We start from the raw sequence: 22,885 nt of genomic DNA, 5'->3' as shown, positions 1-22,885 counted from the left end.
GTGTCTCCATGACCAATAAATTAATCATTTTTCCGTTTGATTATGAAACGATAGCCCTGGTTAGGAACTTGAATCTATTAGGAAGTTATGAGGAAGTTGTACTTATTTCTTTTCAAGGGTCGGGTATGATCGGGAAAGATGCCTGTGTAACGGACAAGGGGGAAGTGACAGGCTTCATAGTGAAGCCAGAGTCTTGTTTGGAGCAAGAAATGGAGCGTTGTGATGCCATATTACTGGTGAAATCCAATTTCAAGCTGGATGTAGCTGAGGTGTATCTTCCCGTGATCAAGAAGGCTGGACAACTTGGCAAAAAAGTCATGTGTAATTTCACTTTGCCAGACTCATGTATGGAATTCATCGAACCCTGTGAGGAGCAAGATGGCAAGCTGATTTTAAAAAATACATTTGATGTACGCACGAAAGATATTTTACCGCCTGACCCGGGCTCTGTTATTCATGATTTTTTTACACCGGTTCTGTTTGTATTAGGACTGAACGAGCGAACACATAAGCTTAATTTGCAGCTTAACCTTCGGCAGAAGCTTGAAGCACAAGGATATCGGGTGTCGCAAATCACATCTAATGGATGCGGGGAGCTGATTGGTGCACATTCTTTTCCACAGTTTATGTTTGAGAGCGGTATGACGGAAACCCAGAAGATTATCATGTTTAATCGGTATTTGAAAAAAATAGAGCAGAGCGAAAAGCCTGATCTAATACTCGTGGGCATTCCAGGTGGGATTGTTCCCTTTAACAATACGTTCACGAATTATTTTGGAGTAACCTCATTTTTGGTATCCCGCGCTGTTAGAGCGGATGGCCTAATCTGTTGTCTTCACTATGATGAATACAATATAAAATATTTGGAGCATGTGAAACAGTACATGGAAAACCGTTTTTCCTCTTCATTATTAGGATATGCCATATGTAACAATGTATTCGACAGTTACTCTTCTTCCACAGTCAATATGCAATATGCATCTGTTGATCATCGTTTCGTGGAAGAGAAAAAGCAGGAGTTTTCCAATTATTCCGTGCCTGTACTCCATCTGTCCAACGATGAAGATATGAATAGGCTGACGAAGGATATTTTACATTATTTTTCGGTTGATCATCACGTAGTTCAGTTGTAATGGAGGGAAGAACATGAACTTTACTCAGGATGTAACGGGAACAGGAATGAAACTGGAAAATATATTTTGGAAGCTTTTTAAAATAAAAGCGGGTGAGATAAATAAAGAGGCTACATTACTGGGTCCTGATATGGGGTTGTTCCCCAGAGATCTGGTATATCTATTATTTGAAGTGGAAAAAAGCTTTGCTATTCTAATTCCGGAAGAGCGTATAGTGGGAGGGGGGTTGCTTACATATAACAGCTTGTATGAGACGATAAAGGACTGCTTAACAGTGGAAAAGGGATGAAGGATTTGTGAAAATGATGATAAAACATACAAAAACATACAAAAAAATCCGATATACCTCTAGAATCACTTATTTCAGGATTTTTGAAAAATCCTCATTTAGAAGAGAATTGGAGGTTTTAGGATGAATGTATCATTTACATCATCTCACCAATCGCCGTTCCGCACCGCAGATAACAACCGACTTGAACTACGGCATTCCCTTTCCGCTCAGGCTGAAAGGAAGGGTATAGGCAAGCCACAAAACAAGGTTATTCAACAATTGACAGAGCAAAAGCAAAGTTTGATGGAGAGGCGTTCGGACTATTTAAGTAATGCTCTCAAGCGTGGTCTCGGTCCGGAAGCTGTAAAAGCTGAAATGGAAGAGATAGATAAGCAGATTCAGCAAATTGACGAGAACATTCAAAAGCAGTCACTGGAAGAGCAAAAAAAGGCTTTAGGCATGGATGAGGAAAGTAAAAAAGAAGCTCAGAAAGGCAAAAAGGAAGAATATACGCCTAAGACTGCTGAGGAGCAGCAGCAAAGATTGATCACCTATACAATGCATAGTGTTGTATCTGCAAACAATGAGTTGAAGAGTGCCAAAATAGCCAAAACGGCACAAATCACATTGGGAAGCGAGGCTAAGGGGTGGGAAAACGCTAACCCTGCAAAATCAGCGGCTTTGCGTGAAAAGGCAGAAGGACTTAATGGAAAGATCATGGAAATCGCTGCGAATATTAATGAGCGTATCAGCGAAGCGGTGAATAACGAACCGATGATTACAGATCGGGTTGAACCTAAGGATGAGCAGGAGGCGAATGCAGAGGCAGACAGGGTGTGGACTGAACAAGAGCTCAATGCCTATCTAGACTCGGCTAAAGACGGGGCGAAGACTGCAGGCACGAAGGTAAATATTGCAGTCTGATCCGGCTATCATGTACATGGTTCGCTAAATTAGGAGGGTGCTTTCAGACGAACGCTATCGTTCGCAGAGGCGCCCTCCGCTTACTCTAATGGAACGGAACAGAGCCGTGAGATTCATTTCACAATCCGAAGAGACAGGGGGAGAAAAAATGAATGGCAAGATCCATGTAGCCATTATTGACGACGGGGTTAATGCTGGCTTTTTAAACACCCAATTATTATATAACGTCGAAATAGCTCATGGAGACGTAGAAGATGGACGCACCTTAAATCACGGTACGCTATGTGCAGCTATTGTACAAACGTATTTTCCAGATGCGATCATCAGTAGTGTAAAAATAATGAACCATAGAAAAGGAAATGCAGCTCAGCTTTGTGCTGCGCTGGATTGGTGTGTAAAGCATGGTGTACAGGTAGCCAATATCAGCCTGGGAAGTATAAATTATCGAGATCGAGGCATGCTGCGGGAAGCTGTAAATAATGCAGCTATGGCGGGATTAATTATGGTATGTGCAGCACAAAATGGAGGACTTCTTACTTATCCGGCTTCCTTTGCCAATGTGATTGGTGTGCGCTGCGATCATAGCGGTATACTCACAGCAGGACAATATACATATGATGCTGAGAAAGCATTCTCAAGTGGTATCGATTTTACCGCTTTTGCCAAGCATGAACTGGTAGGTGCAGCTGGAGAGGCTGTACAATGTCCCAACAGCAACAGCTATGCCACTCCATTGATTACAGCACACATATGTAAAGTTTTGCAGCAGTCCATGCCTGTTCCTTCCATAGAACAGCTAAAACATATTTTACATAAGTATAGTTATCTTCCGATACAGGATACCATAATCCCCGTAATGCGTTACGGACATCCGGATTGGATACGGCGCGCCTATGTGTTTATAGAGGATTGTGCAATTAGTTCGAAAGCACCCTATTATTTTCAGACCCAATGTGAAGCTCAACTCCCTGGCGACAAAATTGCTGCGATCTTCGAACAAGCCATCCTGCGGGAGCGAGAACAACAGGACACAGCACTCGAAGGTGGACAACGGGTATACGACCTTACAGATACGATTGTCTTGCTAGGGGAAATGGAGCCAGTGAGTTTGCAGGAAGTGGAGCAATTGGCTTCACGTTATGGAAAACATGTTGTCTATATCTCTAAAAATCAACGACATATCCCCGCACTGAATTTTTCATCTTGCTATTTGCGCTGGTGGCAGCAAGAGGGGGGGCTCTTTATGACGCGGGAGGAGACTATCGCAATAGAGGATTCTCGCATTCCGCTTATTTGTATTTATTATGACAAGGACATTGACATTATTTATTTTTTGCATGAGTTGAGAGGGCAATTTGCCCGGGATGGATATCAAAGCTGGATCGCGGTGGACCAGTCCGCGGCAGTGTTGCATGATATGGAGTATACGCTCCCTTCGAATGCAAGCAATGGATTACAGGAACTGTTATATAATGCGGGTACAATGGCATATAACGCTTATACGGATATTGCTATTTTGTGTGTAGAGGCTACGAATATTACGCATTGCACCAAAGAACGAGTTTTATTAGACGTTGATATTGAGCTTTCTATCCTGGTGAAAGCGGAAACTGAACGTATTTATATATCTATACGGACAGAGCAGGGATATTTGAAAGAAGGGGTCCTCTCGAATTTAAACGTGGGTGATATAGGTGGTATTTATACATATTTAGAACAACTGTTGGTAGACTGATATTCACTATTTAAAACAGACTGCAAGATATGGCAGTAGGCACTACTTTGAACGCATCAGTAATCCGTTATTACTATTTAGCAAAGTGGTTATTCACTCAATAAGTTTGTTTATAAAACGAAATATTTTGAAGTACGTAACCAATTGCTTATCGTTTATCATTAATGTTAATAAATATATTAAGTATTTAATAATAATATTGACTATAATAAATATGGTGTGTTATATTAAAACCGTAAATAAAACGGCTTCTTAGTCTTGGTGGTACAACGGATTTTATTTTCGCATTCAGAGAGGATGGTTTAGGTGGCAGCAGCTGTAAAAGCAAAGATGATTGTAGACAAATCTTTTCGTATTGCTGAAGTCGATAAACGCATTTATGGCTCTTTTGTAGAGCATCTCGGGCGTGCCGTATATGGCGGCATTTACGAGCCTACTCATTCAACTAGTGATGAAAGCGGTTTCCGAAATGATGTTAAAGAGTTGGTAAAACAGCTTGATGTTCCTATTATACGCTATCCGGGAGGTAACTTTGTATCCGGTTACAATTGGGAGGACGGTGTCGGCCCTGTCGCGTCCAGACCTAGACAGTTGGAGCTGGCTTGGAGAACGGTCGAGCCGAATGAAGTGGGTACGAATGAATTTTTCAAGTGGGCCAAGGATGTAGGTTCCGAAGTCATGATGGCGGTTAATCTGGGTACGCGCGGAATTGATGCTGCGCGTAATCTGGTGGAATATTGCAACCACACAGGTGGCTCCTATTGGAGTGATCTACGTCGTAGTCACGGTGTAGAGCAACCACATAAGATTAAAACCTGGTGTCTTGGTAACGAGATGGATGGCCCATGGCAAATTGGTCACAAGACAGCAGAAGAATATGGTCGTCTGGCTGTAGAATCTGCAAAAGCCATGAAGCTGATCGATCCTGACATTGAGCTTGTATCCTGTGGCAGCTCCAGTTCTACGATGCCGACGTTCCCAGAATGGGAAGCAACCACGCTGGATCATACCTATGAGGTAGCCGACTATATTTCCTTGCACCAATACTACGGAAATCATGACAATGATACGGCTAATTATCTGGCACGCTCTATGGATATGGATCATTTTATTCATACGGTCATTTCGACTTGTGACTATATCAAAGCAAAGAAACGCAGCAAGAAAAAAATGATGCTCAGCTTTGACGAATGGAACGTGTGGTATCACTCCAATGATGCGGACAAAAAAATTGATCCGTGGTCTGTGGCACCACCGCAGCTTGAGGATATCTATAACTTTGAGGATGCATTGTTGGTAGGCAGCATGTTGATTACGTTCCTGCGCCACGCGGATCGTGTGAAAATGGCTTGCCTCGCCCAACTGGTCAACGTTATTGCGCCAATCATGACCGAGAATAACGGAAAAGCATGGAAGCAAACGATTTTCTATCCGTATCTGCATGCCTCCCGTTATGGTCGTGGGGTATCGCTGATGCCTGTCGTAGATTCGGAAAAATACGATTCCAAGGACTTCACAGACATTCCTTATCTGGACAGCGCTGTAGTTTATGATGAAGAGGGAGACGCACTGACTGTCTTTGCAGTGAACCGTCATTTGTCTGAATCGCTGGAGTTGACAGTAGATGTACGCAGTTTTGAAGGCTACCGCATTGTCGAGCATACTGTATTGGAGCATGATGATCTTAAAGCGACCAACAGTCCAGCCGGTGAAAAAGTTACGCCTCACAACGGCGGCAACGCCAAGCTTGAAGACGGAATTGTAAAAGCTCATTTGGGCAAAGCATCGTGGAACGTTATCCGTCTTGCTAAGTCCCATTAATTCTCTTCTGTAAAAGGTAGAGCTTCGACTGTATCTAAATAAGCTCGCATTCTCTCTTGTAAGAGTATTACAAGAGCGGCAATGCGAGCTTTTTGCGTAAAATGAGCCATTTGTCCCTCCATAGATATAGGGTTCTAAGAGAAGGGTGGATTTTAAATAAATATTATGTTTATTACTAAATTTAACTAGACAAAGATGATCCTTATTCACTAAGTGCTCATACTCTCTACATTTTTATGAAGTTAATTAGACCCAGTGCCAGACTTCCCAGGTGAAAAAAGACCCTGTTATATCGTTGTCAACGTATTGATATCTGAAATGCAGGGTGTGTAATCCGACTTAAATCCACGTTATACTTTAAAAGATAGTCTATTTAAATCCAAATGGTGGTTGTAGCATTTCGAGAAAGGAATGATCTGTATGAGTCAGACAGACCAATATCGTTTTCAAGTGAACTTGGGCGGTATGATTGATATTTTGGCCAATCATTTATATAGCAGTCCACGAGTGTTTATACGTGAGGTTCTGCAAAATGCAACAGATGCGATCACGGCTCGCAAGGAGCTGCGGAAGGTTGTTGCTGAAAGTAAAGTACTGAAAGAAGACAAGGCTCTTGGAGATACAGCTTCTGAGAGTAACGACTATGAAGGTAAAGTCATCGTGGAGTTATCTGGTTCTGGGGAGCATCAGGTATTGATGATTCAGGATAACGGCATTGGATTGTCAGAAGAAGACATTCACCGTTTTTTGTCGATTATCGGTCAGTCTTCCAAGAAGGGAGCCGATTTGCTGGCTTCTGAGACTTCGTTTATCGGACGCTTTGGGATTGGGTTACTATCCTGCTTTATGGTGAGCGATGAAATTGTAGTGTTGACCCGCTCGGTGAAGGAAGGCATCTCCATGGAATGGAGAGGGAAGCCGGATGGGACGTATACGATTCGTCGATTGGAAACCGAGCTGCCTGTAGGGACGCAAATTTATTTGCGCTGCAAGCCGGGAAGTGAGTTTTATTATGAGCCAGCGCATGTAGAGGAGTCTTTAATCTATTATGGTGCGTTGCTGCCGTATCCGGTCATGCTGTCTGTAGACGGGGAGACCAAGCGCGTCAATCTTCCATCGACGAGCTGGATGCAGGACCCAGAGCAATTACGGAGTCGCCGTAGTGAGGTGCTGGATTTAGGCTATCGCCTGATGGGGGAGCGCTTCAGTGATTTTATACCGTTGCGGACAGCATCGGGCAGAACAGGCGGGATTGCATTCATTTTGCCTCGCAGTGTTAATCTGAACAGCAAGCGGCTGCATCGGGTGTATCTGAAGCATATGCTGGTGTCGGACAAGGCGGAAAATGTTTTGCCGGAATGGGCATTCTTCATTAAAAGCCTAATTTGGACAGATGAATTGCAACCAACGGCATCACGTGAGTATTTTTATGAAAATGAGCAGCTTGACGATGTTCGTTCTGAACTGGGTACCTGTATTCGGGAAGAACTGCTACGCATGGCGCAGTATGAGCCAGACCGCTTGCAGCACTGGATTCGTTTGCATGAGCTGTCCATGAAGGCGCTCGCCGTGGAGGATGGTGAATTTTTGCGGATAATGTACCGTTGGTTTTCCTTCGAAAGTACATTTGGGCGGCGTGAGCTGAAAGAACTAATCCAAGAGGCGGACGGACGTCCGTTGCATTACACATCGACAGTAGATGAGTATCGTCAGATTACGCATGTGGCGGCGGCGCAATCCATGTTGGTGATCAATGGCGGCTATATTTATGATTCAGACATTTTGGAAAAGCTGCATTGGATTGACTCTAACCTGCAAACAGAGCGTCTTAGCCCTGAAGAAGTATCTCTTTCATTTACCGGGCTAACACAGGAAGAGCGCGAGAATTATTACGGTGTGCTACGTGTCATGGATGCTGCTTTGCAGCCGATGCGTTGCCGCGCTGAGTTGAAGCGTTTTGAGCCTGCGAGTTTGCCAGTGTTGTATACCATTTCTCAGGATGCACTGACCTTGCGCTCCATGGAAAACACGGTTGAGGAGACAACCTCACTTTTTTCCAATGTGCTTGATAGTCTGAGAGCAGGAGTCCAGCAGAATTCGGGTTATTCCACCTTATACTTTAATCTGAACAACCCGGTGGTGGCGCGGATTCTTGAAGCTACCGATACGCAGATGGTCACGGCTGCTACAGAAATGATGTATGTGAATGCGCTTATGATGGGGCACTACCCGATGAACCGCAGTGAGTTGGGACTGATGAATAGGAGTGTGCTGCATTTTATTAATTGGGGATTAGGGAACGGACAAAATTCGTAATTGCGTAATTATAGGGGGATCCAAATGGAAGATACGATATATGATTTGATGGAGCAGGCGCAGGATCTGCCCGGAGGGGCGGCAAAGCTGGCGCTTCTTGAAGAAGCAGTCCGTTTGGCAGATACTTCCGGATTGAAGGAACTCGCTTATGAAATCCGGGGAGAGATTGTAGACTGCGCTATTTTTAACGGATATCCATTGAAGTCGCTGATTGCTTTTTCGTGGCAGTTGGGCCAATTTGATCAAAATCCAGAGGAATACGACGCAGATGAGCTGTTGTGGAATTACAAATGGATACTCGGTAAGGTGTGCAGCTTTTCCAATATATCGAAGACTCAAATAGAAGATCTGGCGGAGGATATGCGCAGACGTTATGCCGAATACGGGTATAATGAGCGTCCATATTACTATTATAAGTTCCGCATCGCGATGGACATGGGTGAACTGGATGAAGCACGGCGGTATCTGGATACCTTCCGCTTGATTGAGTCGGACAGTATGAGTGATTGTGAGGCCTGTGAGCAGAGCCAGATGGTACGGTTCTATTACTTGACTGGAGAAAACGAGCAGGCGCTTGCCGTGGCAAAACCGATTTTGTCGGGTCGCATGAAATGTGCAGAAGTACCACATGTGACGCTCTCGCAGGTGCTATTGCCGCTTTATCGTCAAGGCGAGGTTGATCAGGCAAAGGACAATCATCGCAAAGGCTATCGCCTAATTCGGGATGACCGCGACTTCCTGAAAACGATAGCGGAGCATATCGAATATCTGGCGGTTGCTGATCCGATTCAAGGAATCGAAGTAGTAGAGCGTCATCTACATATGGCGCTAGACTATGAGAGCGGGCTGGAGCAGATGTATTTTTACGCGACGATGGTGAGTCTGCTACAAAAGTTGGATACTTCGGGAGAAAAACGATTGATCCGGTTGCCGGCTTCCTTGGAATGGGGTAAAGAGGATCGCACATTGACAGAAATCATTGCGTATTTTAGGCCACTGGCAGAGTCAGCGGCGGCTGATTTTGATCGACGGAACGGGAATACGTTTTATTCCGATTGGCTCGGGAAAATTGTTCAAACGGCATAGAAGAAGTGTTAGCTGTGACGAATATTTTATACAGCCCAAACAATGAGCAGGTATAATATTCCTGTGAAATGACAGGAGGGGTTATGTTGTGACTGTAACCGAAAAGGTGATTAATTTCGCACACCGCGGAGCTTCAGGTGTATGTCCTGAGAATACGATGGCGGCATTCCGCCACGCCCTGGAACTGGGAGCAACAGGTATAGAAACGGATGTGCAGCGTACCCAAGATGGGCATCTGGTGCTGATTCACGATGAGTCGCTGGAGCGTACGACAGGTTGCTCACTGGATGTAAGGGATATTACGCTGGAAGAATTAAATAAACTGGATGCGGGCGGTTGGTTTGATGAGAAATTCCGAGGTGAGCGGGTCCCGATGTTGGATGAGCTACTGGAACTAGCCCAGTCCTCGAATACAATTATTAATTTGGAGTTGAAAAACAGCATTTATCTCTATCCGGGTATGGAGGAAGAGGTCATTGCTGCCGTGAAGCGTTTTGGGTTGGAACAGAGGGTAATCATATCCAGCTTCAATCACGAATCGCTGGCGCTCTGTGCGCAGCTTGCTCCTGAAATCAAGACGGGGGCGCTGTATATCGAAATTATGGTTCGTCCATCCGAGTATGCAACCCAATTCGGGGTAACAGCACTCCATGCCTACAAACAAGTTGTTACGCCAGAAGCTGTATCAGAGGCTTTGGCATTAGGCGTCGTATACCACCCATGGACGGTGAATGAGCCAGAAGAAATGAAGCGTCTGCTGGAGGCCGGGGTGAACGGCATCATCACGGACTATCCTGACCGGTTGGCGCACTTATTGGCTGTTCGCTCTTCCTAAGTCGAAGACACATTGGAACTGTGACTAAGGTTTTGCAAGGATATGACTGTGGCTATTTATTGAACAAAAGAGACTCTCCTGTACGCACTCGTTTTTACGAGGCGAGGGAGAGTCTTTTTTGCCCTAAGCCGAAGAGCGTATCATCCACGATGACCTTGATTCCTTTCTACTTGATGCCGAGCCGCATACGATAGCTGAACAGGATGTCTAGTGTTCTGCTCTGAAAATGATTCTCTACCAGCTTCACGAAGCGGGCTATATCGACGTCAAGCGCTCGATTGCCAAGTTTGAAGAGACTTTGAATACCCCCTTGGCTGAGAGCGAGCCCTGTATAACGAGCTGCGTCACACTGCTCACGGTTATGGAAGACAATCTCCCGGGTATATCGGAATTGTCCGCTGCGGTGCAGATTAGCCAAATGCTGATTCTTGCTCCATTTATGAGCTTGTTGCTCTACTGGGGCTTCCTGCTCCAAAAGGGTATCCGCTTTGGTGATAAGCTCTGTATAAGCTTGCTCTATCTGCCATTGCAGCACCGGAGGCCAGTCACAGTCAAAGGCCGCGAACACGCCGCCCTGAGCCAAGACCCTGCCCGCTTCCTGAAGCGTGCTCTCGGGGTCCATCCAGTGAAAGGATTGAGAGCAGGTGATGACGTCTACAGTTCCGTCCTCAAAGGGCAGGTTGTTGGAGAACCCGCTTTTGAAGGAAATGGTTCCTGCCCTTGTCGTTCCTGCCGTCTCCAGCTTGTGCTGCGCTTTTCCTCTCATGTCCGGGTTAGGCTCGATACCGACGATTTGCCGAGCGGCGTTTTCCCATATGAAAGTTGAAAGTCCTGTACCGCAGCCAATATCGGCAACTAGCTCTACGTTTCGCTCCAGATAGCGGCTGATGATTTCCACGACGAGTGACGGTGCTTCCGGGCGGTGCTGATCGTAGTTGTCGGCAAAACCGTTGAAACGATCCACATTACTTTGCAGATTTCCTTCAGGGATCATAGGTTCTTTTCCTCCTTAGTATCGACGGGGCGGCCGTATAGACTCAAATGCTGCTGTACTCCTATAGTGTACAATTTTACATGTTCATCCATCTACTCTCGTGATTTCACAGCACCCGTCGGATTTCGGAGGGAGTAAATCCCCCTATTTTATCATTGAAGCAAGCGCCCACTCGCGCATCATGGAGTCAAGCATTGGACGCAAATCTTCGCGTTGCATACCCATGTGGAGCACGGCTTCCAGATATCCAGCTTTATCTCCAATATCATAACGTGTGCCTTCCAGTTCTAATGCGAGCAGTTGGTTCTGCAACGCTACTTGATGAAGAGCATCCGTCAATTGGTATTCACCGCCCGCTCCAGTGGACAGGTTTTCCAATATGGAGAAAATGGAAGGCTCCAATACATACCGACCAATGACTGCCTGCCGCGAAGGGGCATCTGCCGGAGATGGTTTTTCAACAAGTCCGCCGACTTCGTGAATGAGACCGTTCTGGTGAGTGGAGTCAATAATACCGTATTTACTCACATCTTGTTCTTCCACTGTGCGCACGCCGACCACTTGCTTGCCAGTCGCTTCGTAAACATCCATCATTTGACGAATCGCCGGGATGGAGGAATTCATAATATCATCGCCCAGCAACACGGCAAAGGGCTCATCGCCAATGAACTGACGAGCGCAGCTTACCGCGTGTCCCAAGCCGAGGGGTTCTTTTTGACGGATATAGTGAATGACTGCTTTACCCCCGATGCTTTGAACTTCACGTAGGAGATCATATTTACCCTTGCTCTCCAGTACCTGCTCCAATTCCACAGACTTGTCAAAATGATCCTCGATGGCTTTTTTATTACGCCCCGTTACGATAATGATGCTCTCAATTCCGGACTTGATGGCTTCTTCTACGATATATTGAATAGCCGGCTTGTCTACGATGGGAAGCATCTCTTTCGGTAAAGCTTTCGTAGCTGGTAGAAAACGGGTTCCTAATCCGGCGGCTGGAATAACAGCTTTTGTAATTTTTCTCATAGAAACTCACTTTCCTTTCGGGATGGGGAACCGAATACCCAGTATCGGCTCCCGATATAATTGATGATCATTCCGGCTGCGGTCGCGATCAGCTTGCCTAAAGCAAGCGGCAACTCGGTTCCAGTGTGAAGCACTTGCAGTAATAAGGAGGTTATCCCCAATACGATGAGGTTAATGATGATGAATTTAGGTAATTGACCCTTATTAGTGTTGTTTGATAGTTGTTTGTTGAATGTCCATTTGCTGTTCAAAATATAACTGTTGGCTGTGCCGCAGCTGTACGAAATGACCTGCGCTACAATGACCGGCACTCCGCCCCAAGCCAGCAGCATAAAAATGATATAATCTACACCCGTATTCACCAGACCTACGATGCCAAATCGGATCATAGGAAGCAGCTGGGCCATGCGACTTTTCATGGGTTAGGCTCCATGACCGGATTTAGGTCCGGTATATACCGCACTGTTGCCGCGCACTGTGCGTCCTGTCGAAATCAGGCTCTCACGGGCTCCTTGCATGTACAGGGAGTCACGGGGTTCAGGGACTTTCATAGCATGCGTCGGACCGTTTTCGTATTGTCCACCCAGATGCTCACGGACAATGTAAAGCGGACGTGCTTTGGTTTCGTCATAAATGCGTCCAACATATTCACCCATAATACCGAGAATGATCAGGATCACCCCGTCGAAGATCAGGCTGATGCTAATCATAGACGACCAGCCCTTCATCACATAGGAGTCGGTGAAAAAGTTGAGAAACAGTACGTACATCAGATACAGGAAGCCGGACATGGATAGAAGTGCACCGATATACCCTGCCAGCTTGAGCGGTTTAATCGAAAAGGATGTGATCCCGTCCAGACTGAGCTTGATCATTCGTTTCAACGGATATTTGGTTTCGCCTGCGAGCCGCTCGTCGCGCTCATATTCTACAGCAGTTTGTTTGAAACCGATCCAGCTGACCAGTCCACGAACGAATCGGTTATTTTCCGGTAGCCGTTTCAATTCTTCTATGACCTTGCGATCCATTAGGCGGAAGTCCCCGGTGTCGACCGGGATATTAATATCCGTTGATGCTTTAAGTACACGGTAGAAGAGGCTGGCAGACCATTTCTTGAAGCGAGTCTCGCCATTGCGTTTGAGTCGTTTGGCGTAGACCACTTCATAGCCTTCCTTCCACTTGTTAGCCATCTCAACAATCAGTTCCGGCGGGTCCTGGAGGTCGGCGTCAATGACGACGACCGCCTCCCCCACCGCATAATCCATCCCGGCAGTAATCGCTAGCTGATGACCAAAATTGCGAGAGAAATCAATCAATACAATGGTGTCATCTCTGAGACTGAATTCCTTGATCAATTGGACGCTGCGGTCCGAACTTCCATCATTTACGAAGATCAGCTCGTAGGGCTCACCCATCGAGCCCATAACTTGTTTCAGCCTCCGGTAGGTTTCCGTAATAACGGCTTCCTCGTTGTACATCGGAATAACAATGGAATAACGGATGGGTTCACTCATTCGTAGTTCCTCCTCATTTATAATGTGATTTCGTATAAAGTACCGCTTCCGCCACGTTCGTCTCCGCCAGGGCCACCTTGACCATCCTGGGCGTTCGCATTGCTGTTCGTGGTGTCGCTTCCGCTCTCGGTTGCTTTAACGTCTGTACTTGTTTCGCCTGTTGTTGTTTTCCATTCATCTGAAGGAATCACTTTGCCGTGTTCTTTGATCCATGCAGTGACTTCAGAGTTACCGCCGTCTGGTCCGCCACCTCCACCAGAAATCATGAAGTACTTCACTTGGCCGCTTTCGACCAGCGCCTTGATTTTATCGACGGTATAGACTGGATCGGAAGATACAAAACCGTTCATAATAATTACTTTTTGTCCGGCCTCGACCAGGTAAGGAGCAGCCGTTGAATAATTACTTGCTGCAAAAAGGTAGGTTTCACCTGTGTTATTTTTTTGCAAGTAGCTCAACGTTTTTTGATCTAAACTTTGGCTACCGTTGGGTCCCCCCATTCCTCTGGAACGGGTAGAAGGTTTTTGTTCCGTGTCTGTACTTGTTTGTGTGCCTGAAGTATTACCGTCAGGGCTGGAATTCTCTGCATTATTGGTCTGGTTATTCGTTTGAGTTCCTTCGGCTTGTTGTCCATTGGCGCTCTGACCTCTATTGCGATCATTGCCTCCCGGCATTCCACCACCACCGCCAAATTGAGTGGGTCCGGCTTGTGGAATCATGCTGTTCCCCCCGTAGATGATCGGTGTCAATGCCCAGTATGCAGGACCGATAAACATAGCGAGTACACTTGCAATGATGGCGAATCTTGTGAACTTCTCAGATTTCATTCGTGCTACTATCAGCAGCACCGTGCCGATGATCCCTAGGATCAATACCGCGATGGACCAGCCGCTGCCAATGGTATCGTTGTAATTTTGCAAAACAAACCAGCTAAATACCGAGGTTGCCAATACTGCTGCGGGTAACAGCCAGGAGAGCCAGTTGGAACGCTCACGATACTGCTTCCACAATTCTACGAATCCTGCTCCAAAGAGCGCTGCAATTGGTGGCGCGAGCATAATCAGGTAATAATGATGAAAGAATCCTGCTACGCTGAAAAACGCAGCTACGGGAATCAACCAGGCCAGCCAGAAGATGACCTCTTTGTGTTTTTGTGTGATATTACGACGTCGAATGCTTGCAAGCAGACCGATGGAAGCAATCAATGCGAATGGAAGCAGCCAGCTGGCTTGACCTGACAGGGAAGATTGGAACAACCGCAAAGGTCCTTTTTCGCCAGTGCCGAACATGCCGCCACCGGAATTTCCTCCCGGTCCACCGCCTGGACCACCCTGGCCATTTTGCCCGTCTCCAGGACCACCTTGTCCGTTGCCGCCAAATCCACCCGGTGGCATTTGACCACCTGCACCGAATCCGCCTGCTGCCATGTTGTTGGCACCAGAGTCATCCGTAGTGGTAGTGCTGTCCGATGTTGTAGTCGTCTGAGCTTGATCTGTGTTCGTATCGCTGCTATTCGTTGTAGCGTTATTGTTCCGATCCGTGCGTTCACCGCCACGATTGCCACCTGTACCCTGATCTCCTGTCAGACGGGACAGGCCGTTATAACCAAAGGCCAAATTCAGCACAGAGTTCGTACCGCTACTTCCCATATAAGGGCGTTCATCTGCCGGAGTGGAGTCCACTACGACTGCCCAGGAGAGCGATACGATCAGGAGGACAACTGCTGATCCTACCAGTGTTACTGCTTTTCGCTTCCAGTTAAACTTGGAGGCCAACAGATAGAACAGACCCAATGCGGGAACGATCATATAGGCTTGCAACATTTTTTCGTTAAAGGCGATGCCTACGACTGCGAAAGCAGCAAGGATCAGCCCGGTTTTGCTATTTCTAATGCCTCTGAACAATAGCCATGTTGCGAGCAACAGTGTGAAAACCAACATAGCATCGATGTTATTCGTGCGGCTAACCGCTACGGCTATCGGTGTCGTTGCCATAGCGAAGGCGGCCAATCGTGCGGCCATCGTACCAAAGCTCGGTTTGACGAGTAAGTAAACGAGCAAGACTGATCCGACCTGAGCCAGCGCCTGTGGCAAGATAACGCTCCATCCGTGAAGCCCGAATATATAGGCGCTCAGTGTCTGAATCCAGAAAACCACAGGCGGTTTGTCTACCGTTACCGATCCAGCAGAATCAAGTGAGGCGAAAAAGAAGTTGTGAAAGCTCTGTAGCATGCTTGCTACGGCCGTCGTGTAATAGGTGTTTACATATTTGTCTTGCCAGATGTTGTATCCGTTCAAAAATGCGGATATCAGCATAATGATGATCAGGGGGATGTCCGCCCTGGTCTTAAACCATTTCTTAATCATGTTCATTCCACTCCCTGTGAAAATTCTTTGTATTTATTCCGTTGTTCTAGCCGCTATCTTCAGGACTGCGGAATGACCAGTCGCTTCTGATCTTGGCCCGGTGAACTACCGGCTTGCTATTATCATGCCATACGTACCTTAATGGGTTCTGAGCGCTCCCTGAACGTTAGCTGAAAGCTGAGCAGAGGTACTTTTTTTGCGACAGGATTCAGGTATATTAGATACAGGTAAAAATGAACTGACTTTTTTATGAGAAAAATGCGGCAACATGAAAGGGAAGATTAATAATGAATCCAATACACGGAGTTAAAATTATGCTGGCAGATGATGAGCCTCATATTTTGCAATTTTTAGAGCTTGGACTGATTAATGAAGGATATGAAGTCAGAACCGCCGAGAACGGGAGTAAAGCGCTCGATTTGGCAAGAGAGTTTCGTCCGCATGTAGCGGTGCTGGATGTGATGATGCCGGAAATGAACGGTTTTGAGGTGTGCCAAAGTCTCAAGGAGACGGAGGATAACATCGCGGTCATTATGCTGACCGCCAAGGATGATGTAGACGATCGGGTAAAGGGATTAAAACTCGGCGCGGATGATTATGTCGTAAAGCCCTTCAGTTTTAATGAGCTGCTGGCTCGCATTGAAGCGCGCTTGCGCAATCAGTTCCCCGATCTGCTGGGGGAAGTGGTTCACGGCCCCTTTCAAGTGGATGATCGACGCAAGGAAATTCGTTATCAGAGTCAGGTGCTGGAGCTGTCGCCTACCGAATATGAACTATTGAAGTTTCTGGTGCTTAATCACGGGATTGTGCTGAGTAAAAGTCGTATTCTGGACCGGGTATGGGGGTACGATTTTGGAGGCGAGGATAATATTGTTGAGGTGTACATTCGCTCCTTACGTGAAAAACTCAAAGACAAGGAGCACCGGGTCATTCGTACGCTGCGCGGTGTGGGCTACCGGGTGGATCTGCTATGAAGGCGGGCGGGAAAAGTCGGAGAAAATATGCACTTCGTTCTCTCCGGTCCCAGCTTTTGGCTAGAACGTTACTCATTTTGGCTTTGCTGCTCGTATTGATTGGTTTTCTACAATATTTTCTGATGAAAGATTTTCTGTATCGCAGTCGGGCAGAAGCTATGGATACGCAGTTAAATTCAATTCCTGCCGATTTATTGATTAAGGATTCGCAGGAGCAGAGTGGGGTAACCGCTCCCCAAGAACAAACCAATCGGAGGAATAATCGACCGGGGCCGTTTTTGTTTTGGCCGGATATGTCGCTCGCTTCTATAGATACAGACGGCACTTTCCAGAGCTTGTCCAACGAAAACGGACTTAAGCCGCCACGTCTCACCACTGAGCAATATCATGCAATGCAGCAGAGCAAACGCATGCGCCACGGCTATCAATTAATCACGGATGCTCAGGGGAAAGAGCAACTGGTTGTATTCCGTCCGCTCGGTCCACCTGACCGTTCGTCCGGTTTACTTCAAATGGGCGTATCCACGACTTCTATGCAAGAGCAATTGATTAACCAGCTCCGCACCTTTATTTTATTGTCTCTGATTGCGCTTGCGATTGGGTTGGCGCTTATGCTTCCTGTGCTGCGCCGCACGTTGGTGCCCCTTTCCAGGATGGTCGAGGCAGTCAAACGTATTGATGCGGGCAATCTGGCCGAGCGCTTTGACGCAGAGCAGGGGCAGTATGAGGTGGATCGTTTGGCGGTTTCATTTAACGGGATGCTGGAACGGCTGGAGCATTCTTTTGCTGCCGAACGGGAATTGCAGATGCAGATGAGACGATTTATTGCGGATGCTTCCCATGAACTGCGCACCCCGCTCACGTCTATTCACGGCTTCTTGGAAGTGCTGCTTCGTGGGGCAGCATCTAATCCGAAGCAGCTTCAGTCGGCACTAGAAAGTATGTATGGTGAATCCAAGCGGATGAATAAACTTGTCTCTGATTTACTATTGTTGGCTAAACTGGATCGAACACCGGAGTTGAAGCTGGAAGACATATCACTAGATGCGTTGCTGCTGGAAATGAAACCGCAGCTCCTTATGCTGGCAGGTACACGTAAAGTGGTTTTTGATATGACGGCAGGTATACGGGTATTGGCAGAGGGGGATAAAATCAAGCAGGTAGTGCTCAACTTGTTTCACAATGCTGTTCAGCATACCGATATGGAAAGAGGTGTGATCCAGGTAAACCTGTCTGCAGGTAAGAAGTTGGTGGATATCCAAATTCGTGATAACGGACCAGGCATGAGTAAAGAACAGCTGGAGCGGATATTTGAGCGTTTTTATCGTGGAGATGAATCGCGTACACGTAGCTCAGGCGGGGCGGGCCTTGGTCTGGCCATTACACAGTCTATCGTAGAAGCACACGGCGGGAACATTACGGCCGAAAGCACACCGGGAACGGGAAGTGTATTCAAAGTAACGTTACCTTTAGCGGGAACAGTATAGTATTTAAGATTATGGCGTAACATAAAAATAGCCCCCCGAACCGCAGCTTTGGTTATAACACGGCTCGGGAGGCTTTTCTATTGTTAGTTAATCAGCGAAGCTTTCTGTAAAAGCACATGCAGCACCTTGGCAGATGCCTCACGGGTTGTAGGTGCATTCGGCTGGAAGTAGGAGGAGCCTTTAATCGCTTCTCCGTTGATGATACCTGCTGCACTTACTTTTTCAATACTGTCCTTGGCATAGCCTGCAAAGGATGAAGCATCATGGTACGGTGTACGTGCAGGGCCATCGACTGCTGCTTTGATTTGAAGCAGATCTACAGCTTTACCCAGCACGACAGCAATTTCTTGACGACTGATATTAGCGTTCGGATCAAACTTGTCGCTGCTGCGACCCGTAATCAAACCAGCTTCATAAGCGGCTGCTACATCGCCGGAGTACCAACTACCTGCCGGGATATCACTGAATGGTGCAGCAGTACCCGGTGTCAGGCCGAGTGCTCGGGTTACCAGGGCTGCAAATTCTGCACGTGTCACTTTCTTCTTCGGTGAGAAAGTCGTGTCGGTCGTGCCATTGATCAGCAACTTGTTCGCCAGCGATTGAATTTCGGATTGGGCATACGACGATGAAATATCTTCAAAGCTAACGGGACGTGTCGCCGCTGCATACGTCGAGAAGCCCGGTCGGCTTACCTTGACGACGGTAGATCCATCAGCCTGCTTGGTGAAGACGGATGGAACGGGATAGACATTTCCGTTTGCCGTATAAAGTACACCGGCTGTATTGGAATCAATTTGACCAGGTACGGTAAAGGATCTGCTTATGAACTGTCCTGGAGCAACTTTGAGCGATTGACTCTTGCCACCAGTGACAACATTAGCTTCAAACCCTACCGGGGTGCCGATCACATTGGAGCCTTTCAGCTTACTTGTAAAAGTGCCACTCGCCTCTCTCTGGCTGCTGATTATCACTTCAATGCCTGCACCAGCAGGAACATTTTTCAGAGCGGATACTGGCAAAGCCAGAGAAGAGCCTGTATTGCTTACAATCAAGCTGCTTCCTGCTGCAGCCTTGCCCAACGTTACCAGTTGTGTGGAAGTGAGCGATGCTTTCGTCGTTTGGCCTGCTTGGCTAGTAGCCGACAGTACAATAGCTGTCGGGCTGGAACCTGCTGCTGTCACGGCACCCTGTAAATCTGCCTCGGTTACTGTCAGCGACTGTACATTATTGTTCAATGCAACGGCTGTAGTGACAGTTTTAACAGCCTGCCCTTGTTTCACAACGCTTTGAAGTGAAGGTGCAGATGTAGAGACAGGAGTGGATGTGTTCGTTGCAGCAGAAGGTGTAGTATTGCTTCTGCCGCCACCTCCACCACCGCTGCCTCCAACACTACCGCTGGATGCGGCGCTATTATCCACACGGATAGCTTTAGTGGCGGTGAAGAGTTTAGGAGCGTCGGTATTGCGTACGACTTCGCCGTCTTTATTCAGTTCTGGAGAACTGACTTCCAGCTTGTATACGCCGTCCTTCAAATGCTGAATCACGGGCTGACCGTTAGCATCCAGAACAGGTTTTCCATTGTCATCTAATTCGACGTAACTTCCGTCAATATCCTTGAAGGAATATGCGCCTTGTTTGAGGCGAGCGTTGGCTCCTTGTTCTTTTGAAGTCGTAATGCCGTCAATAAGACCAATTAATTTATCATCAACGCCGTATACATAAAGCGCGATCTGGTTGGTTTTATCTGTGGTCAGGCGGAATGCCAAATCTGTTGAGCGTTGAGCACCTGTACGACTCGGATAAATAATCGGGTTGGTGACACTCAAGTCCTGCAAGCCGAAGCCAGTTGTTGGATTTTCTTTGCCTACATGAACGACGAACGGCAGATGAAGTGTTGGCAGTCCGGCGCTTTTCAGAATAACTTCCCCTTCATATACACCTGTGGCTGCACCTGAATTTGGTTGTACAGACAGGAAGAACGGTTGCGATTTACCCGGTTCTGCCGAGATTGCTCCATTCGCGCCCACACCTTGCAACTGAACGGCAATGTTGCTCACGTCAGGTGTAGCAATCGGCTTAGTTGGATCAGAGGTTACATTATCATGTAAAACGGTGCTGGCTTCATATTGCACAGTGTTAGCCGACAAGTTTTTGAGTTGAAGCTGAATCTGCTTCGCATCACTACCAGGTCGTAACACCCCGAAGCTGGCGGAAGGATTGTAATTCACAACCTCCTGCCGATTAAAGTTTTTGTCGAGAATCGTAATCTTTTCGACGGTTTCCAGCAGGGCTGGCGTCTGAATCGCATTAGCGATGTTTACAAGGCCTGCACCTTGGGAATACACATCATATTGGATTTTATCCTCATCAAAGAGTGTAACCGAAGTGTTTGCCAGAGCAGCGCGGATATCAAACGGTGTCCAGTTTGGATGCTGTTGTTTCAGCAGCACAGCAAGTCCAGCCACATGCGGAGACGCCATACTTGTACCGTTGCTGCGTTTGTAGGCTTGCTCATAAGATGCATCCGGATAGAACTTGGCGAAGGCAGGGTAGGTTGATAAAATGCCCACACCCGGTGCGCTCACATCCGGCTTGATGCTGAGCAGTTCATCTCCGTTCGGTCCACGAGAGCTGAATCCGGCCATCGTATCGCCTGCATTATCTGTACGAATATAATCTGCCCCAAAGGAGACGGAGAACTTCTCTCCAGCATTGTCCACAAGTTGTTTAGCCAGCGCGCGCCCCTCCTTACCTTTCATGTCAAAGGTCGGAATAAAGTCAAAGCTGTCACCCAAATTGGAATTTACGTAGTCATTACGACCTGAAATACTTTCCCCTAAATCAGCTTTGGTGATGTCGCCCGCTTTCGTATTCCCATTAAAAACGATTACAGCCTTCGCACCGTTTTTTTTCGCATTTGCGATTTTATCCACGAATGCCAAGTTGCCGCGTGAAACGAGGACGATTTTTCCTGCTACGTCTTTCCCTTCAAAATCATCAGGTTGTCCCAGATTCGCATATACGAGCTCATAAGGGGCAGTTCCCAAAATGGAGGCAAAGTCTTCTCTGCCTGTCTCCCAGCCCATCAAATTAAAATCATAATGTACATAAGCATCATCAGTTACGGTCTTTTTCAATTCACCGTTAGTCTCCCAATAGGAGTCACGGGTGACCGAAGCTGTACCCGAGAAGCTTTTGCTCGGCGAAGTGGCTGCACCGACGGAAATCGCCAACTGTGATGTTGCGGGAGAACCCATGGAATAAAAATAGGGGCCTTCCTGTGCCGCATTACCATTCGCTATGACCGCGACTACGCCGGAAAGTACAGCATTATTAATAGCAATGGAGTCGGGGGAGTTCGGGTCCTTTTCGGAATCCGAGCCCAGCGACAGGTTAATGACGTTCATACCATCTTTGACAGCGCGTTCAATGCCATCAATGACCTGTGCGGAGGAACCGGAGGAGCGTCCCGTCTTGGTATTGCGTCCAAGCACTTTATACACGTATAAGTCCGATTTATAGGCAATACCCTTTTGCACAATATCCGAGGATTTATTTGCGGCTTTACCGGCAATTGTGCCGGAGACGTGAGTACCATGTGTCGTTCCGCTAAAACCTGTGCCGTATGGGTCATTTTCTTTTTCAAGGAACGGTTCCTCGTAAGGGTCGTTGTCTTGTTCAAAAGAGTCATATCCGCCTTTATAGGCTTCTTTCAAATCCGGATGCTCATAATCGATACCAGTATCAATAACCCCGACCTTGATTCCCTCGCCATTCAATCCTTTGGCCCAGGCTTCAGGAACACCAATCTGGTCCAGCGGTGCGTTATCATAAGTGGCTTCACTGGCTGTAAGTGTTGGCGGGTCCTGTACGGGGATGGAATAATACGTTTTGTTTTCATGAATGGATTTTACACCTGGCAGTTTAGCCAGTTCTGGAATCTTATTGGCTGGTAGTGTGACCTCCAAGCCGTTAAGCACCGTGTTGTACTGGTAATTCACCTGAAGAGAAATACCATGCTCAGCGGCTTGGTCTACGAACGTAGTTTGCTCGGTGGCAATCGCGGATTCCGCTTTTTGCTCAGATTGAGCTGTGAAAGCTTGGAAGCCTGAACGTGCCGCATACTTGTCCACGGCTAAGGGCTCACCATCAAGCTGTACGATGACTCTGACCTGGCGGGAAGAATCTGTGCTTAGCTCTGGCGAAATGAAGGCCGGAGCCGCCTCAATAGTCAATGCTTGCTGAGCTTCCAAAAATGAGTTGATTTGCAGATCTGCGGTAGCAGCAGAACTGACAGACGGCAGAGACAAGCTTACCGTCAAGGCAAGAGCGAGTGATACGACAGGTATTTTTTGCAAAATGATCGGCTTTTTCAAAGATTTCCCTCTTTTCAATCAAAATAT

The 22,885-nt window shown here is 47.1% G+C and carries 16 protein-coding genes; 10 read left to right on the top strand and 6 right to left on the bottom strand.

All coding sequences use genetic code 11. From position 1 onward, the window contains the following. Window positions 1–8 precede the first annotated feature (8 nt). The 8 genes from MKX59_RS26185 (at window position 9) to MKX59_RS26150 (ending at window position 10,121) form a co-directional block, all read left to right on the top strand. Window positions 9–1,133, top strand: coding sequence for a TIGR04066 family peptide maturation system protein (locus MKX59_RS26185; protein WP_076295744.1), 1,125 nt, complete (start codon window positions 9–11; stop codon window positions 1,131–1,133). Between the two features lie 13 nt (window positions 1,134–1,146). Next, window positions 1,147–1,422: a peptide maturation system acyl carrier-related protein gene (locus MKX59_RS26180; protein ID WP_076295745.1), complete on the top strand. Its 276-nt coding sequence runs from the start codon at window positions 1,147–1,149 to the stop codon at window positions 1,420–1,422. Window positions 1,423–1,545: 123 nt separating this feature from the next. Then, window positions 1,546–2,328, top strand: coding sequence for a hypothetical protein (locus MKX59_RS26175; protein ID WP_028541963.1), 783 nt, complete (start codon window positions 1,546–1,548; stop codon window positions 2,326–2,328). Window positions 2,329–2,476: 148 nt separating this feature from the next. After that, window positions 2,477–4,063, top strand: coding sequence for a S8 family serine peptidase (locus MKX59_RS26170; protein WP_076295746.1), 1,587 nt, complete (start codon window positions 2,477–2,479; stop codon window positions 4,061–4,063). A gap of 306 nt (window positions 4,064–4,369) precedes the next feature. Beyond that, window positions 4,370–5,884 (top strand): arabinosylfuranosidase ArfA, encoded by a 1,515-nt coding sequence (gene arfA / locus MKX59_RS26165; RefSeq protein ID WP_025723872.1) that lies wholly within the window; start codon window positions 4,370–4,372, stop codon window positions 5,882–5,884. 420 nt (window positions 5,885–6,304) lie between these two features. After that, window positions 6,305–8,200, top strand: a complete 1,896-nt coding sequence (locus tag MKX59_RS26160) for an HSP90 family protein (protein WP_076265100.1) — start codon at window positions 6,305–6,307, stop codon at window positions 8,198–8,200. A gap of 24 nt (window positions 8,201–8,224) precedes the next feature. Further along, complete coding sequence (locus tag MKX59_RS26155; RefSeq protein ID WP_069080766.1) at window positions 8,225–9,286, top strand: hypothetical protein; 1,062 nt, start codon at window positions 8,225–8,227, stop codon at window positions 9,284–9,286. An 88-nt stretch (window positions 9,287–9,374) separates the two neighbouring features. Beyond that, the gene (locus MKX59_RS26150; RefSeq protein WP_069080765.1) at window positions 9,375–10,121 is read left to right on the top strand and encodes a glycerophosphodiester phosphodiesterase; all 747 of its coding nucleotides are present in this window, start codon (window positions 9,375–9,377) and stop codon (window positions 10,119–10,121) included. 166 nt (window positions 10,122–10,287) lie between these two features. On the opposite strand, the gene MKX59_RS26145 is transcribed toward MKX59_RS26150, so the two are convergent. From MKX59_RS26145 to MKX59_RS26125, 5 genes are all read right to left on the bottom strand, one after another. Then, window positions 10,288–11,115, bottom strand: coding sequence for a class I SAM-dependent methyltransferase (locus MKX59_RS26145; protein ID WP_023986635.1), 828 nt, complete (start codon window positions 11,113–11,115; stop codon window positions 10,288–10,290). Between the two features lie 144 nt (window positions 11,116–11,259). Continuing rightward, complete coding sequence (gene galU, locus MKX59_RS26140) at window positions 11,260–12,141, bottom strand: UTP--glucose-1-phosphate uridylyltransferase GalU (RefSeq protein ID WP_071559450.1); 882 nt, start codon at window positions 12,139–12,141, stop codon at window positions 11,260–11,262. Beyond that, window positions 12,138–12,560, bottom strand: coding sequence for a GtrA family protein (locus MKX59_RS26135; protein ID WP_023986637.1), 423 nt, complete (start codon window positions 12,558–12,560; stop codon window positions 12,138–12,140). Before MKX59_RS26135 ends, galU begins: the two co-directional genes overlap by 4 nt. Before the next feature lie 3 nt (window positions 12,561–12,563). Beyond that, on the bottom strand, window positions 12,564–13,655 hold the full coding sequence (locus MKX59_RS26130) for a glycosyltransferase family 2 protein (RefSeq protein WP_028541969.1): 1,092 nt from the start codon (window positions 13,653–13,655) through the stop codon (window positions 12,564–12,566). 17 nt (window positions 13,656–13,672) lie between these two features. Continuing rightward, window positions 13,673–16,021, bottom strand: coding sequence for a glycosyltransferase family 39 protein (locus MKX59_RS26125; RefSeq protein WP_028541970.1), 2,349 nt, complete (start codon window positions 16,019–16,021; stop codon window positions 13,673–13,675). Between the two features lie 287 nt (window positions 16,022–16,308). Between MKX59_RS26125 and MKX59_RS26120 the strand changes: the two genes are divergently transcribed. Continuing rightward, window positions 16,309–16,995 (top strand): response regulator transcription factor, encoded by a 687-nt coding sequence (locus MKX59_RS26120; protein ID WP_013308395.1) that lies wholly within the window; start codon window positions 16,309–16,311, stop codon window positions 16,993–16,995. Next, on the top strand, window positions 16,992–18,482 hold the full coding sequence (locus tag MKX59_RS26115; protein ID WP_053324453.1) for a sensor histidine kinase: 1,491 nt from the start codon (window positions 16,992–16,994) through the stop codon (window positions 18,480–18,482). The genes MKX59_RS26120 and MKX59_RS26115 overlap by 4 nt, the downstream gene beginning before the upstream one ends. 83 nt (window positions 18,483–18,565) lie before the next feature. On the opposite strand, the gene MKX59_RS26110 is transcribed toward MKX59_RS26115, so the two are convergent. Further along, entirely contained in the window at window positions 18,566–22,858 is a 4,293-nt protein-coding gene (locus MKX59_RS26110) for a S8 family serine peptidase (protein WP_340859407.1), read from the bottom strand. Window positions 22,859–22,885: the final 27 nt, after the last annotated feature.

This window comes from Paenibacillus sp. FSL R7-0340 (assembly GCF_038002205.1).
In the GTDB taxonomy this organism is placed as follows: Bacteria; Bacillota; Bacilli; order Paenibacillales; family Paenibacillaceae; genus Paenibacillus; species Paenibacillus polymyxa_B.
This window is presented reverse-complemented; position numbering and strand designations above follow the sequence as displayed.